The organism is Stenotrophomonas sp. YJH_SMC_69 (genome assembly GCF_059370495.1).
The window spans coordinates 18,571-33,445 of sequence record NZ_JCAFTS010000014.1 but is presented as its reverse complement, the minus strand read 5'-3'; the positions used below and the strand labels follow the sequence as shown (position 1 = coordinate 33,445).

Here is a 14,875-nt window from a genome sequence, read left to right as displayed (position 1 = left end):
CTCCGGAGACCCTTCGCATGGACCGTTTGCTTTCCCGAGTGTTGCTGCTGCTGGCCGCGCTGGTTGCGTTGCCTGCGGCTGCGGCCGATGCCAATTGGTGGCAGGCCGAATGGAAATACCGCAAGCCGATCACCGTAGACGCGGGCCCGCAGGGCGCGGGCCTGGCCGGTGACCCGGGCCGCACGCCACTGCTGCTGCGGCTGCATACCGGCAACTTCGGCTTCGACGGCACCCAGGATGCGGGCAACGACCTTCGCTTCGTCTCGGGTGATGGCCGTACCGTGCTGGCCCACCAGATCGAGCAGTTCGATCCCACGCTGGGCCTGGCCCTGGTCTGGGTGGACCTGCCGGCGGTCAGTGCCGCCGCGCCGCAGACCATCTGGATGTACTACGGCAATGAAAAAGCCCCGGCCAGCGGCAACGGCCAGCAGGTGTTCGATCCGGACTACACGCTGGTCTACCACTTTGCCGAGGCCAATGCGCCGGCACGCGACACCACCGCCTATGGCAACAATGCCGGTGCGGTGGTGCCGCCGTCGGAAGGCGCGGTGATCGGCCGCGGCGTGCAGCTGGGCGCCGGCTCGCTGCCGCTGCCGGCCAGCGCGTCGCTGGCGCAGGAAGCGGGCGCGCCGCTCACCGTTTCGGCCTGGATCAAGCCGGGCAGCAACAATGCGGCTCAAGCCATCTACGCCCGCCGTGATGGTGCTTCCGAACTGGTGCTGGGCATCGAGAACCGCGTGCCGTTCGTGCAGCTCAATGGCCAGCGCAGCACGCCGGCGCAACCGATTCCGGAAGGGCAGTGGGCGCATGTTGCACTGACGGCAGAGAACGGCGCGTTGCAGCTGTACCTCAATGGGCGCGTAGCTGCCCAGCTGAGCGGTGCGCTGCCGGCGCTGGCCACCGCGCCGGTGGTGGGCGCCGATGCGCCGGGCGCGGCGCAGCCGCTGGCCAACTTCGAAGGTGCCCTGGACGAGTTGCGCATTTCGCGGGTGGCACGTCCGGCCGCGCTGCTGCTGGCCGACGCCACCGCTCAGGGCGCCGACTCGCGCCTGGTCAGCTACGGCGCCGACGAGCAGTCCGCCGGGCAGAGCCACTTCGCCTTCATTCTCAAGGCGATGCCGTTCGATGCCTGGGTGGTGGTCGCCATCCTTGGCCTGATGATGCTGCTGTCGTGGGCGATCATGATCGCCAAGAGCCGCCACTTCGGTCGTACCAGCAAGGCCAATGCGGTGTTCACCGAGAGCTTCGGCAAGCTGTCCGGCGTACCGCTGCGCACCCTGTCCGACATGGACCGCCAGGGCAGGGCGCCGACCGCCATGCACGATGGCTCGTTGTGGCGCATCTACCAGGTGGCCATCGATGAAATGCAGCAACGCCACCAGCGCGATGGCAACAGCGGCTACCTCAGTGGTGCCACCATCGCGGCGATCCGCGCCTCGATGGATGCAGTGATGGTGCGCGAGCAGGAAGCGATGGCGCGGCGCATGAACTGGCTGTCGACCACCATCGAAGGCGCGCCCTACGTGGGCCTGTTCGGCACCGTGATCGGCATCATGCTGGTGTTCGTGGTTGCGGCAATGGCCGGCGCGGTGGACATCAACTCGGTGGCACCGGGCATGGCCGCGGCGCTGCTGTGTACTGCCGCCGGCCTCGGCGTCGCGATCCCGGCGCTGTTCGGCTACAACTACCTGGGCGCGCGTGCCGAAGCGATCGGTGCGGACATGGCGGTGTTCATCGACGAATTCGCCGCGCGCCTGGCCGAAGAGCAGGACGGGCGCGGCCCGGCCGCGGTCCAGGGCTGAGGGGCGCGCCATGGGCCAGAAGGCGAAGTTCGGCATCAAGAAGCGCGAGAAGGGCATCAACGTGACGCCCTTCGTCGATGTGCTGCTGGTGGTGCTGGTGATCTTCATCCTGACCAGCAACGCTTCCATCCCCGGCATCGAGGTCAACCTGCCGAAGGCCAGCAACAGCGTTGCGCTGGAGAAGCCGAAGACCAAGGCGATCACCATCGACCCCAGCGGCCAGGTGTTCCTGGATGCCTACCCGGTGACGATGGCCGAGCTGGAAGACCGGTTGCGTACCGAGCGCGCGACCACGCCGGATTTCCCGGTGATCGTGCGCGGTGACGCACAGGTGCAGTACGCCCGCGTGGTCGAGGTGCTGGACCTGCTGCGGCGGCTGGAGCTGGCCCAGGTGGGCCTGGTCACGGGCAAGGCGCAGGGCTGAGGCATGACGGCCCATCAACCCCCTCGGCCGGAGCCCGGCATGCGCGGTCGCCAGCTTCTGGTGACTGTCGCGCTGGTGCTGGCCGCGTTGCTGGTGCTCGGCATCGCCGTGTGGTGGATGCTGTTCAAGGACACCGCCAGCACCCGTCGGCCGGTGGTGCAGCCGCCGATGTTGGCGCTGCCGCCAGCGCCTCCGCCACCCCCGCCGCCGCCGGAAAAGCCCCCGGAACCGGAAACGCCGCCGGAGGAGACGATGCCCGAACCGGAGCCGCTGGAGCAGCCGACGCCGGCTGAAGTGCCGGCACCGACTCCGGACAATGCCGATCCGGTGACGATGAACGCCGATGCGCAGGCCGGCGGTGACAACTTCGGCATCCAGTCCGGCAATGGTGGCGGTTCGTCCGGCGTCGGTCGCGGCGGTGCCGGCAATGCCACCTATGGGCGCTACCTCGGCTACCTGATGCAGCAGGCAATCTCGCGCGACGACAAGGTCAAGCGCCTGGCGTTCCAGCTGCAGGTGAATGTGTGGCTGGCCAGCGATGGCCGCCTGGAAAAGGTCGAGCTGGTGCGTGGCAGTGGCAACGAGGAGGCCGACGCGGCCGTGCTCGATGCACTGCGTCGCATCGGCAAGGTCGACCAGGCACCCCCACCGTCGCTTGATTTCCCCGCCCGCGTCCTGATCCAGGGCCGCCGGCCCGGGGCCTGATTCCCGACCTCCGTGATTTCCCTTCTTTCGATGAGAACCGTGATGAACGACCACGTCCGCGCACGAACCGATTCCCGCCGCCCGCGGCCGGCCCGACGGGCGCTGCTGTGCTGCGCCGTGCTGCTCAGCCTGGCCGCCCCGGCCGGTGCGATGGCCGCTGAAACCACCATGGTCAAGCTGATCAAGGGCCTTATCGCCAGCGGCGCACTGAAACCCGAAGATGGCCAGGCATTGCTGGTGCAGGCCGAGGCCGAAGCGGCGGCCGCCCAGCGCAGCGCAGCCACCGCGACCTCGGCCGCCAGTGGCGGTGTCGCCCTGGAGGCCGGCGACGTGCGCGTGCCCTACGTGCCGCAGAGCGTGCGCGACGGCATCCGTGACGAAGTACGCCAGGACGTGATGGCGCAGGCCAGGTCCGAGGGCTGGGCGGCACCGAACGAAGTGGCTGAGTGGACCAAGCGCATCAAGGTCACCGGTGACATGCGCGTGCGCAGCGAATCGCGCTTCTTCTCCGAACGCAACAGCGATATCGTGAGCAACTGGTCGTCGATCAATTCCGGCAACGGCTTCGACACCAACACCAACACCAACCTGCAGCTGCCACCACTGCTGAACACCCGCCAGGACCGCCGCAACCTGTGGCGCATCCGCGCCCGCCTGGGCATCGAGGCGACCATCGGCCAGCACACCACGGCCGGTGTGCGCCTGGCCAGCGGCAGCAGCAATGGCCCGGTGTCGACCACCGAGCAGCTGGGTGGCGGCCTGAGCAAGAAGGATGTATGGCTGGACCAGGCATGGCTGGCCTACAGCCCGGCCGACTGGGTGACGGTGCGCGGCGGCCGCTTCGGCAATCCGTTCTGGACCAGCGACACGCTGTTCTCCAACGACCTCAACTTCGATGGCCTGGCCGCCAACCTGAAGTACGACTTCGACGGCGGCGACCTCGGCCTGTTCGGCAACCTGGCGGTGGTACCGCTGGAATACACCTCCGACAGCGCGCCCAGCCAGAGCCGGGTCAAGACCCCGAACGAGAACAAGTGGCTGTCCGGGGCGCAGGTGGGCGTGAACTGGCGCTTCAATGACGACAACGCGCTGCGCGCGGCACTGGGCTACTACGACTTCAAGAACATCAGCGGCCGCCTGTCCTCGCCGTGCGCGCTGTATGCGGGCGCGGTGGGCTGCGACACCGACTGGTCGCGTCCGGCGTTCATGCAGAAGGGCAACACCCTGATGCTGATCCGCGACATCGCGCGCAATCCGCTGGATCCGGCCAATACGCCCACCCCGCAGTATGTCGGCCTGGCCTCGGCATTCCGCCTGGCCACGCTGAACCTGCGCTGGGATACGCAGCTGGCCCAGGACGTCGGCCTGCGCCTTGAAGGCGACTACATCCGCAACCTGGCCTATGACAAGCAGGCGATGTTCAGTCGCGCCAACAACGGCATCGTCAACAACTACGGTGCCGGTGGTGCCGCCAGCATCGATACCTTCCGCAGCGGCGACACGGCATGGATGCTGCAGGCCACCTTCGGTGCCACCGAGCTGAAGGAGAAGGGCCAGTGGCAGGCGCTGCTGGGCTACAAGCACATCGAGGCCGATGCGCTGCCGGATGCCTACAACGATCCGAACTTCCACCTCGGTGGCACCAACGCCCGCGGCTACTACGTGGGCGGTGCCTATGCGCTGGACGCGCGCAGCTGGATCAGCGGCAAGTGGATGGCGGCCAAGGAAGTGTCCGGTGCGCCGCTGTCGATCGACGTGTTCCAGCTGGAGTTCAACACCGGCTTCTGAGTAGCGGGCGTGATGCGGATCACGTAGTGCGTGGCGGGGGCGCAGCGATGCGCCCGTCTAGGGAAAGGAGACCACGCGTTGTTCAAAAGGAGGAGTGGATGAGCCGTCGCAAGCTGTTCGAGAGTCCCGAACCGTCCAGCCAGATGCTGGGTGTTGGACCGGCCTATGTTTCCGTGGAGGGCCTGCGCCAGCACCTGGCCGAGTTCCTGCTGTACGCGGGCCGGCCGGTGGTGATCATGCGCGGGCGCAGCGAAGTGGGCTACTTCCTGCCGGCGCGCTGCTGGCGCCAGCGTGACGATGATCCGCTGGCGGCCGCGGCCGCCGACCAGCTGCTGGATGCCGCCGGGTTCCAGGCCGAAGACATCCAGCAGGTGGAGCAGGAATTCAACGCGATGCGTCAGCGCACGGTGCTGCATTCACGGCGCTGAGCCCTCTGTTACGCCGCCGCCCCGCGCTCACTGGTGATGCGTGCACCTTCGCGCATCACCAGGGTCACCGGGGTCTTTTCCACCACCTCCAGCAATCGCTGCCACTGCGCATCGCTCAGCTCGGCACTGGCATGCAGCACGCGGTGCACGTGGAGGCGTCCGTCCTCGTCACGTTCCGAGCGCAGCTCGGCATGGAACTCGCCCAGGTCCCAGCCCTTGCGCTGCGCGTACATGCGCAGGGTGATGGCGGTGCACGCCGCCAGCGAGGCCAGGTACAGGTCGAACGGCGCGAAGCCCTTGCCCTGGCCGCCCAACGAGGCAGGCTCGTCCGCATCCACATCGAAGCTGCCATTGCTGATGTGGTGCAGGTAATTGTCGGCGGTCGAAACAATGCGTGCGTAGGCCATCACATTCTCCATCTATCCATGGCGTCGAGCCACGCTCGATTAAACCCACTGTAGCGTCGAGCCATGCTCGACGGCTCCCCAAAGGCGGCGCCAGCCAGGACCGGCGCCGCCACCCGGTTACTCGGTACGATCGTACGAGAACTGGATGCCCGCCGTACCGCCGGTTTCAATGAAGAGGTTCATGAAGGCCGGCACCGTTTCCGAACGGGCCCAGTCGCGCTGCAGCTCGCAGAACAGCTGCGGCACGCTGATCAGCTGGCCGCCGGCCTGTTCGATGCGGCGCAGCGCGGCATCGTGCGCGGCCAGCGAGGTGCCGCCGACGGCGTCGACCACCACATACACCTCATAGCCTTCCTTCAACGCATCCAAGGCCGGGAAGGTCAGGCAGGCCTCGGTCCACAGCGCGGTCATGATCAGCTTGCGGCGGCCGGTGGCTTCCACCGCCCTGCGGAACTGGACGTCTTCCCAGGAATTGATGGTGGTGCGGTCGTAGGTCGGATAGTCACCCAGCACCTGGCGCAGCTGCGGAATCGGCGGCTTGTTCAGGCCGGTCTTGACGTTCACCGTCGAATGCACGATCGGCAGGCCATAAGCCACTGCGGCTTTGGCAGTGCCGACGATGTTGTTGACCAGCAACTGGCGGTCCATCGAAGCAATGGAGTTCACCTGCACCGGCTGGTAGTCGATGATGATGAAGGCGGAGTTCTGCGGGGTCAGCAGATGATCGCTGGCCGGGTCGCGGATCGGTTCACTGGACATGATGGGTCTCCGGTTGAGAGGCGTGCCGACAGCGGGCCGGCACCCCGGGCGTAGGTCAGCTGCGCTGCGAATCCAGCGGCTCGTGGTTCTTCTGCACGTCCTGCGCCTTCAGGTAGCTTTCGATCAGCAGCTGGTAGTTCGGGAAGATCTTCGTGTAGACCTCGGCCCACTGCTGGGCATCATCGCGGTTCCAGCTGCGCTGGATCTCCGAGGCCACCGCGGCGGTGTCCATCGGCACCACGCCGGCCTGCATCACCCGGGCCAGGGTGATCTCCTCGGCCATCTTCGAATAGGTGCCCGAGGCATCGATGACCGCGAACACCTGATAGCCATCGGCAACGGCGGCAATGGACGGGAAGGCCATGCACACGCTGGTGATGGTGCCGGCAATGATCAGCTGCCTGCGGCCGGTGGCCTTCACTGCGGTAACGAATTCCGGGTTGTCCCAGGCGTTGATCTCGCCCTTGCGCGCCACGTACCGGGCATGCGGGGCTGCGTCGTGGATCTCCGGGATCAGCGGGCCGTTCGGGCCCTGCGGAACAGAGGCAGTGGTGATCACCGGCATCTTTGCCAGCGTGGCCATCCTGGCCAGCGCGGTGGCGTGGGCGCGCACGCGGGTGAACGGCATGTCACCGATGGTCTGGAACAGGCCGCTCTGGTGGTCGATCAGCAGCATCGCGGCGTTGTCCGGATCGATCACCGGGCGGGCACCGTTGAAGTTGGCGGGGGTACTCATGGTCAGTCTCCTGGAAAAAGCGGGCGATGGCCCGGACGGTGCGGCGGGCCATCGCCCGCCGCTTTGAAACGATCAGTGCGCGATCTGGCCGAAGCGGCCGCTGTTGAAATCGTTGACCGCCTGCGCGATCTCGGCCTGGCTGTTCATCACGAACGGGCCATAGCCCACCACCGGCTCGTCGATCGGCTCACCGCTGAGCAGCAGTACGGTGGCGTCGCTGTCGGCGTCGACGAACACGTCCTCGCCGCTGCGGTCGAAGGTGACCAGCTGCGCTTCGCCGACCGGCTGGCCGCCGTTGATCCGCACCGTGCCCTTCAGCACCACAAGCGCCAGCGTGCGGCCCTCGGCCACCGGCAGGTCGGTGTGGTGGCCCTGCTGCAGGCGGATGTCCCAGACATTCATCGGCGTGTGGGTGCGCGCCGGGCCGGCATGACCGTGGAAGCGGCCGGCGATGACCCGCACGCGGCCGGCGCCATCGGGCAGATCCACCGAGGGAATCTCTGCGTCGAGCAGGGTCTGGTAGCCCGGTGCGCCCATCTTGGCGCGCGCCGGCAGGTTCACCCACAGCTGGACCATGTCCAGCGTGCCGCCGCGCCTGCTGAATTCCGGCGTGTGGAATTCCTCGTGGAGGATGCCGGAGGCAGCCGTCATCCACTGCACGTCACCCGGGCCGATGGTGCCGCCGGCCCCGGTCGAATCGCGGTGGGCGACCTCACCCTCATAGACGATGGTGACGGTCTCGAATCCGCGATGCGGATGCTGGCCGACGCCACGCGGCGTATTGCTGGGGGCGAAGGTGTACGGGCCGGCGTAATCCAGCAGCAGGAACGGGCTGAGGTGCTGGCCGTGGGTGTTGTAGGAAAACATCGAGCGGGCGGGGAATCCGTCGCCCACCCAGTGCGGGCGGGGGGCGCTGTAGGTACCGGTGACACGCTTCATGGCGATCTCCTGGCCGGGGCTGCCGGCCGCTGTTCTTCGTTGCGAAGACGATATCGCCGTGACAATAAGGCCGGTAGACGCCAGTATTTGCCGTCATAGTCCTATCTGGTGAACAATGTCCGCAGGCCGTGGCCGCAGGAGATCGCCCCGTGTTCATCGCAGATATCCGCCGTTGTGACCTCAACGACCTGTTCTACTTCGCCATGGTGGTCGAGCATGGCGGCTTCTCGCAGGCCGGCCGGGCGCTGGCGATGCCGAAGTCGAAACTGAGCCGGCGCATCGCGCTGCTGGAGGAACGGTTGGGCGTGCGCCTGATCCAGCGTTCGACCCGGCGTTTCTCGGTCACCGAGGTCGGCCAGGACTACTACCGCCACTGCAAGGCCATGCTGGTCGAAGCCGAAGCGGCCGAGGAAGCCATTGCGATGTCACGTGCCGAGCCGCGCGGCACCATCCGCCTGGCGTGTCCGATCGCGATCCTGCACGCGCGCATTGGCACGATGCTGGCCGATTTCCTGGCCCTGCACCCGCAGGTGACGGTGCAGCTGGACGCCACCAACCGGCGCGTCGATGTGGTGGGCGAGGGTGTGGACGTGGCGATCCGCGTGCGGCCGCCGCCGCTGGAGGACAGTGACCTGGTGGTACGCGTGCTGGCGCGCCGGGTCTGGTGCACCAGTGCCAGCCCGGCGCTGCTGCAGCGGCTGGGCACGCCGCAGGTGCCGGCCGACCTGGCGATGATGCCGACCGTGGATCTGGCATCGCCCAGCCAGCAGCATGCCTGGGAATACACCGGGCCGGGCGATGTGCTGGCCAGCGTGCACCATCGCCCGCGGCTGGTCAGCGATGACATGATCGCGTTGCGCACCGCCGCGGTGGCCGGGGTGGGCCTGCTGATGCTGCCGCGGATGATGATCAGCGACGAGCTGGCCAGTGGCGCGCTGGTGCCGGTACTGCCGGAGTGGGTGCCCAAGCACGGCATCGTGCACGCGGTGTTCCCGTCGCGACGCGGCCTGTTGCCTGCGGTGCGTGCGCTGATCGACTACCTCGCCGAACGCTTCGAGGCGCTGGAGGAACCGTAGATCCTCCATCCACGCCATGCGTCGATGATGCTTTCGTGGCGCGGCTTGCCGCCTGCGGCCCCGCAGCCCACAATCCACGTCCGGACCGTCGCCATCACGCCCATCATTCCCCGGTCCGGCCTTGGCACCTATGTCTCCCAATGCCCTGGCGCTGGTCGAGCTGCTGATCCGCGAGCGCCGTGCGTTGTCCCGCTTCGTCGCGCGCTACCTCGACCCGGCCAGCACCGAGGACACCCTGCAGAACCTCTACCTGAAGGCCAGCAGCGTGCCCGGCGATCCACCGATCCTGGAGCCGCGCGGTTATCTGTACCGGATGGCCTACCACCACGCGCTCAACCGCAGCCAGGCCGACGCCCGCGAGCGGCGCGCGATGGCCGAGTACGCCACCGGCATGGCCGAGGCAGGCCACGACGGCGAGGCTCAGGCGCTGGACCAGGCGCAGCTGCGCGAGATCACCCAGACCATCCTGGCCCTGCCGGCCCAGGTACGCGAGTGCTTCGTGCTCAACCGCTACCTGGGCCTGAGCGAACGCGAGATTGCCGCGCGCCTGGGGATCTCCAAGAGCCTGGTCGGCAAGCATGTGCTGCGCGCAGCGCTGCTGATCCAGCAACAGCAGCGGGGAATGGGCCGATGAGCGGCGATTGCCGTGGGCAGATCGTGCCCGCCGTTGTCACAACAGGAAAGCGCACCCATTCGCGGTGCGGCAGGCCACAACCATGACCACGTCCGAACCCTCGCCGCGTCAGGCCAGGCAGGCGTTGCGCTGGGTGATACGGTGCAGTGCAGGCCCGTTGCCGGAACGCCAGCAACGCACCCTGCAGCGCTGGCTGCAGTCCGATCCGCGCCATGCGCTGGCCTGGCGCCAGCAGCAGGCCTTCTGGCAGCGGTTGGACGCTGCTGGGCCCGAGGTGCTGGCCGCGCTGCCCGAGCTGACCGCCGACCGCCAGGGGCTGCGTCCGATCGCACCGCGCCGTCGCCTGCCGTGGCTGCTGGCATCGGCTGCGGCCGTGGTGCTGATGGTCGCGGCCGCTCCGCATGCGTTGCTGCTGGCGCGCAGTGATGTGCGCAGCAGCGATGCGCCACGAGTGCTGCAGCTGGCCGATGGCAGCACGGCGGTACTCGATGCCGGCACCGCGCTGGCACTTTCGTTCGATGACCGGCAGCGCCACCTGCGCCTGCTGCGCGGCCAGGCCTGGTTCCAGGTAGCGCACGAGGCTCGCCCGTTCCAGGTCGAGGCAGCGGGCGGCCTGGTCCGTGACATCGGCACTGCCTTCAGCGTGTCGATGCTGGATACCACGGTCACCACCCAGGTCAGCGCGGGTGTGGTCGATGTGCGCCCGGGCGATGGCAGCGTGCAGCGCCTGCATGCCGGACAGGCACGCGCGTTCCGTGACGGGCACTGGCTGCAGCCGGTGCAGCTGGAAGATCCGGAGAGCATGGCGCCGTGGCGGCGTGGCGAGGTAGTGATCGATGATCGGCCGGCCGCGCAGGCCATCGCCGACCTGGCGCGCTACCGTCGTGCCCCGGTCTGGGTACTGGGCGGGCAGGGCGCACGCATACGGGTCAGTGGCCTGTTCCACCTGCAGCAACCGGACACGGCCATCGTCGCCGTGGCCGCGCAGGCGGGACTGCGCGTGCAGCGCTTGCCCGGTGGTGCGTTGCTGCTGTGGTGAAGCACCCGCGGAACATGGACGAACCGGTCGCATGAAAAAAAACATGAAAAAACCGTGGGCAGTCGTCGCAGCCCGCTGTCTATAGAGGTATAGCCAGAGCGAAACAGCGTTTCTTCTCAAGCCAGACACACCACCGGGCACCGGACGTGTCCGTGGTCCCGCCCCGCTTGAGGAGTTCCTGTCCATGCCGTCCACGGCATCCGCCTGTCATCGTCGCGCCACCGCTCTGGCCCTGGCTGTTTCCACCGCATTGCTGCAGTTGGCCTGGGTGCCGGCCGGGCAGGCGCAACCGGCGGTCGTCGCGCCGCTGCGCCAGTACGCCATTCCGGAACAGCCCCTGGCCGACGCCGTGCGTGCCTTTGGCCGCCAGGCCGATGTGCAGGTGGTGTTCCGCAGTGACCTGGTGGAAGGCCGTCGCTCCAGCGCGGTGAGCGGCGAGTACAGCCAGATGCAGGCCCTGCAGCTGCTGCTGCGTGGCAGCGGCGTGCGCGCGCAGCGTGGCATGGACGGCACCTGGAGCCTGCGTACCGCAGCGGAGGCGGGTGAAGGGGAAGGGGTGCGGGTGACCGAGACACTGGACGTGGCCGGTCGCCTGCAGTCGGAAGGGGGCGAGGCCCGCGATCGGCGCGGCTACGATGATGTGTTCGCGCTGGACATGGCCACGGCGTATTCGGGGCGCGACCGGGTGGAGCGCTACCGCGGCTCCAATCCGGCCGACGTGGTCAAGGATCTGGTCGGTGTGTTCAGCGGCGATGCGCGCAACAGTGGCGCGCTGGACATCAACATCCGCGGCATCCAGGGGCCGGGGCGGGTGCCGGTCAGCATCGACGGCGGCGAGCAGGCACTTACGGTCTGGCGCGGCTACAACGGCGTCAGCAACCGCAACTACATCGATCCCAACCTGATAGGTGGCATCCAGGTCATCAAGGGGCCGGGGCTGGTGCGCGATGTGCACAGCGGGATCGGTGGCGCGCTGGTGATCAAGACCATCGACGTCGATGACATCGTGGAAACGGGTGAGCGCTTCGGCGGGGAGCTGAAGATCGAAGGCAGCAGCAATGCGGTGGCGCCACGCCTGCCGCGGCTGCATACCGGCGAGGACTACCGCACGGTGCCCGGGTTCCCGCAGGGCTCGCCCTCGGCACCGTATGCCGACAGCACGCTGCTGGTGCCGGTGAAGTCGCGCGGTTCGGAAGCCAATGTGTTCGCCGGCGAGGACCAGGCCTGGCGGCTGGCGCTGGGCCTGCGCGGCGAACACGTGGACCTGATGGCCGCGTATGCCTGGCGCAAGCGCGGCAACTACTTCTCCGGCACCCAGGGCACGGCGTACTACGACCAGGACCCGCGCGAGCAGTTCGAGTACAAGGGCCTGGACTACATCACCACGCTGGCGCGCTACTTCAAGCCCGGCGACGAGGTGCCCAACACCTCCAGCGAGCAGGAATCGTGGCTGCTGAAGGCGACCTGGCAGATCAACGATGACCAGCAGCTGCGCGCCACCTGGCGGCGTACGCTCTCCCACTACGGCGAGATCATGCCCTCGCGCATCCTGTCCGCGCCCGACTACGGTCGCATCCAGTGGCCGCTCAGCCGCGTCGATGCCGATGCCTGGAACCTGGAATACCACTGGCAGCCTGCCGGCAGCCGCTGGCTGGACCTGCGTGCCAACCTGTGGCGCACCGAAACCACCAGCGATACCTACACCGCTGGCGGCTTCCCCAATTTTGCCAGCAACCCCGACTGGAACCCCGGCAGCAGCCCGATCCTGCGCAATACCGCGCTGGCCAATGCCCGCAACGACCGCACCGGCCTGACCCTGAGCAACCGCTTCGCGCTGCATTCCACCCTGGACCTGACGGTGGGCGGCAACTGGCAGTTCGAGAAACTGCGCTCGGCGGACCCGTACTTTGGCGTAAGCGATGGCTGGCGCATGTACCCGCGCGCCGGGCGCCGCCAGGAAGGCGAGGGCTATCTGGTGCTGGACTGGCGGCCGGTGGATTTCCTCTCCCTGAGCGCCGGCGTGCGCTACGCGCGCTATTGGGCCTTCGATGATTTCCTGCAGGAACACCCGGAACTGATGACCACCTCTGTGTTCCCCAAGGAGGCCCGCTACCGGGTCAACGAACTGCCTGAGCGCCCGGCCAGCCTGCAGGGCGAGATCGACGCCATCGAGGCGCAGCGCGCGTTCTGGGACAGCATCGGCATGGGCTTCATCGTTGATGATCTGCTCAAGGGCCTGCTCAGCAGGTATGAGACGCCGGTTGCGGTGGAGCACAGCATTCCGTGGCTGCCGGATGCGGACGGCAACTACAGCCGTGCCAGCAACCCGTGCCTGAATGGTCAGGTGGCGGCCATTCCCGGGCTGTTGCCGGTGCAGGGCGCGCAGATCCTGTGCAGCATCCAGAACGGGCGGCCGCAGACGGTGGCCGGGCGCAACGAGCGCAGGCGCGACCATGCCTGGCTGCCGACCTTCTCGGCCACCGCGCATTTCTCGCCCAATGCGCGCGCCTATGTGCGTTACAGCGAGGCGGTGCGTTTCCCCAGCATGTTCGAGAGCACCATCGCGTTCTCCAGCAGCCTGAACCCGCTGTACCCGCTCAAGCCCGAACACGCCTACAACTACGAAGTGGGCTACGTGCACAACCTGTCGGCGCTGTTCGGCAACACCGCCGATGCCGACGTGAAGCTGGCCTACTACGTGCACAAGACCCGCAACGTGATCGAGCGCGACGGCAACTTCCTGTTCGACAACCTGGACAAGCAGCGCATCCGCGGCCTGGAGCTGCAGGCGCGGTTCGACAACCGGCGCTTCTTCACCGACCTGGGCATCACCCGTACGCTGGAAAACAAGGTCTGCGACGAAAGCATGGCGGTGCAGCTCGATGCGCTGGCCGGCAAGGTGCCCAACTGCGTGCAGGACGGCTTCGTCAGTGGCTACCTGCTGACCCAGGCCATTCCCCGGTTGTCGGTGAACGTGTCGCTGGGCACCCGGCTGTTCGATGAGCGCCTGGAGCTGGGCAGCCGCATCGTGCATTACCGGCGCCACCAGAACCCGGACCTGCAGGCCTACCGTGATCGCCTGTACGCCGGCAGCGGTGGCCTGATCTGGCAGAACGTGCCGTTCACCTGGGGAAACATCACCACCGTCGATGCCTACGCGCGCTGGCGCTTCAATGACCACACCAGCGTCGAGCTGGTCGGCACCAACCTCGGCAACCGCTACTACGTCGACCCGGCCACGCGCTCCACGCTGCCGGCGCCGGGGCGCACGCTGAAGCTCGGTGTCACTGCGCGCTTCTGATGACCTGCCTCGTTGTTGTACCCGTTGTTCCCTCAACCCAAGGAGTAGTTCCATGAAGATGATCTCCCGTTCCGTACTGGCCATGGCCGCCACCTTCGCCCTGGCCGGTGCCGCGCAGGCCGCCGACATCGTCGGTGCGGCCAGCCCGGCCACCGATTCGCAGCTGTACGTCAAGGTCGGTGCCTCCGAAGTCAACGGCGGCCCGCACAGCGCAGGCAAGGCCGGCATCGGCGTCGGCACCGTCTCCAATGGCAAGCCGGTCGACTTCCAGGGGCTGGCGGCCTACTCGGCCCCGACCACCGTCAACGGCGTTACCGTGCGTACCCTGGCCATGCCGATCACCGGTACGCCGGGTAGCCATTCCGGCATGGGCCACTTCAACTTCGTCAAGGTGGGCAGTGGCGATGTGTGGTTCGGCGAATGGTCCAAGGACGGCGCTGCGGGTGGCTTCAACAACCGCCAGGTGTACTTCGCTGGCGACCGCGCCGGCACCACCCTGCCCAGCGGTACCGCCACCTACGCGGTGGCCGGCCTGAACAGGTTCAATGGCAGCAACCTGCTCAGCGGTACCTTCGCGGCGAACTTCGGCACTGGCAAGCTGACCGGCGGCCTGACCGGTGGTGGCCAGACCCTGGCGATCAGCGCCAACATCAACAGCGCCGATGCATCCTTCGCCGGCACCGCCGTGGCCAACGGCTCGGTCACCGGCAACAGCCAGGGCCAGTTCTTCGGCGCCAACGCGGCCACGCTCGCCGGTATCGCCACGTTCGCCGGCAACAGCCAGTACGACACCGCCTTCGGCGGCAGCAAGAACTGATCGCCACGCCCCTGACGGGG

At 67.6% G+C, this 14,875-nt stretch carries 14 protein-coding genes; 10 read left to right on the top strand and 4 right to left on the bottom strand.

What is annotated here, in order from left to right:
* Positions 1-17: 17 nt before the first annotated feature.
* From AC5P8F_RS18850 to AC5P8F_RS18830, 5 genes are all read left to right on the top strand, one after another.
* Entirely contained in the window at positions 18-1,802 is a 1,785-nt protein-coding gene (locus AC5P8F_RS18850) for a DUF2341 domain-containing protein (protein WP_495228758.1), read from the top strand.
* A gap of 10 nt (positions 1,803-1,812) precedes the next feature.
* Positions 1,813-2,226, top strand: a complete 414-nt coding sequence (locus AC5P8F_RS18845; protein ID WP_005409874.1) for an ExbD/TolR family protein — start codon at positions 1,813-1,815, stop codon at positions 2,224-2,226.
* A gap of 39 nt (positions 2,227-2,265) precedes the next feature.
* Entirely contained in the window at positions 2,266-2,931 is a 666-nt protein-coding gene (gene tolA / locus AC5P8F_RS18840) for a cell envelope integrity protein TolA (RefSeq protein WP_495228756.1), read from the top strand.
* A 42-nt stretch (positions 2,932-2,973) separates the two neighbouring features.
* Positions 2,974-4,719 carry a putative porin gene (locus AC5P8F_RS18835; protein WP_111207007.1) on the top strand — a complete coding sequence of 582 codons (1,746 nt, stop codon included), beginning with the start codon at positions 2,974-2,976 and terminating at the stop codon, positions 4,717-4,719.
* 98 nt (positions 4,720-4,817) lie between these two features.
* Positions 4,818-5,147: a hypothetical protein gene (locus AC5P8F_RS18830; protein WP_005409871.1), complete on the top strand. Its 330-nt coding sequence runs from the start codon at positions 4,818-4,820 to the stop codon at positions 5,145-5,147.
* Positions 5,148-5,155: 8 nt separating this feature from the next.
* On the opposite strand, the gene AC5P8F_RS18825 is transcribed toward AC5P8F_RS18830, so the two are convergent.
* The 4 genes from AC5P8F_RS18825 to AC5P8F_RS18810 all read right to left on the bottom strand — a co-directional run bounded on the left by AC5P8F_RS18825 (position 5,156) and on the right by AC5P8F_RS18810 (position 7,988).
* Positions 5,156-5,554 (bottom strand): OsmC family protein, encoded by a 399-nt coding sequence (locus AC5P8F_RS18825; RefSeq protein WP_049404363.1) that lies wholly within the window; start codon positions 5,552-5,554, stop codon positions 5,156-5,158.
* Between the two features lie 117 nt (positions 5,555-5,671).
* Positions 5,672-6,313, bottom strand: coding sequence for a hydrolase (locus AC5P8F_RS18820; protein ID WP_032962577.1), 642 nt, complete (start codon positions 6,311-6,313; stop codon positions 5,672-5,674).
* Between the two features lie 55 nt (positions 6,314-6,368).
* The gene (locus AC5P8F_RS18815; RefSeq protein WP_495228753.1) at positions 6,369-7,049 is read right to left on the bottom strand and encodes a hydrolase; all 681 of its coding nucleotides are present in this window, start codon (positions 7,047-7,049) and stop codon (positions 6,369-6,371) included.
* A 72-nt stretch (positions 7,050-7,121) separates the two neighbouring features.
* Positions 7,122-7,988 carry a pirin family protein gene (locus AC5P8F_RS18810; protein WP_329767875.1) on the bottom strand — a complete coding sequence of 289 codons (867 nt, stop codon included), beginning with the start codon at positions 7,986-7,988 and terminating at the stop codon, positions 7,122-7,124.
* 149 nt (positions 7,989-8,137) lie between these two features.
* Between AC5P8F_RS18810 and AC5P8F_RS18805 the strand changes: the two genes are divergently transcribed.
* From AC5P8F_RS18805 to AC5P8F_RS18785, 5 genes are all read left to right on the top strand, one after another.
* On the top strand, positions 8,138-9,064 hold the full coding sequence (locus tag AC5P8F_RS18805) for a LysR family transcriptional regulator (protein ID WP_014647350.1): 927 nt from the start codon (positions 8,138-8,140) through the stop codon (positions 9,062-9,064).
* Positions 9,065-9,194: 130 nt separating this feature from the next.
* Positions 9,195-9,698 carry an RNA polymerase sigma factor gene (locus AC5P8F_RS18800; protein WP_014647349.1) on the top strand — a complete coding sequence of 168 codons (504 nt, stop codon included), beginning with the start codon at positions 9,195-9,197 and terminating at the stop codon, positions 9,696-9,698.
* Positions 9,699-9,780: 82 nt separating this feature from the next.
* Positions 9,781-10,737, top strand: a complete 957-nt coding sequence (locus AC5P8F_RS18795; protein ID WP_495228751.1) for a FecR family protein — start codon at positions 9,781-9,783, stop codon at positions 10,735-10,737.
* 184 nt (positions 10,738-10,921) lie between these two features.
* Positions 10,922-14,038: a TonB-dependent receptor gene (locus tag AC5P8F_RS18790; RefSeq protein ID WP_495228750.1), complete on the top strand. Its 3,117-nt coding sequence runs from the start codon at positions 10,922-10,924 to the stop codon at positions 14,036-14,038.
* A 52-nt stretch (positions 14,039-14,090) separates the two neighbouring features.
* Positions 14,091-14,855: a Slam-dependent surface lipoprotein gene (locus tag AC5P8F_RS18785; protein ID WP_014647346.1), complete on the top strand. Its 765-nt coding sequence runs from the start codon at positions 14,091-14,093 to the stop codon at positions 14,853-14,855.
* The last annotated feature ends 20 nt before the right edge of the window (positions 14,856-14,875 follow it).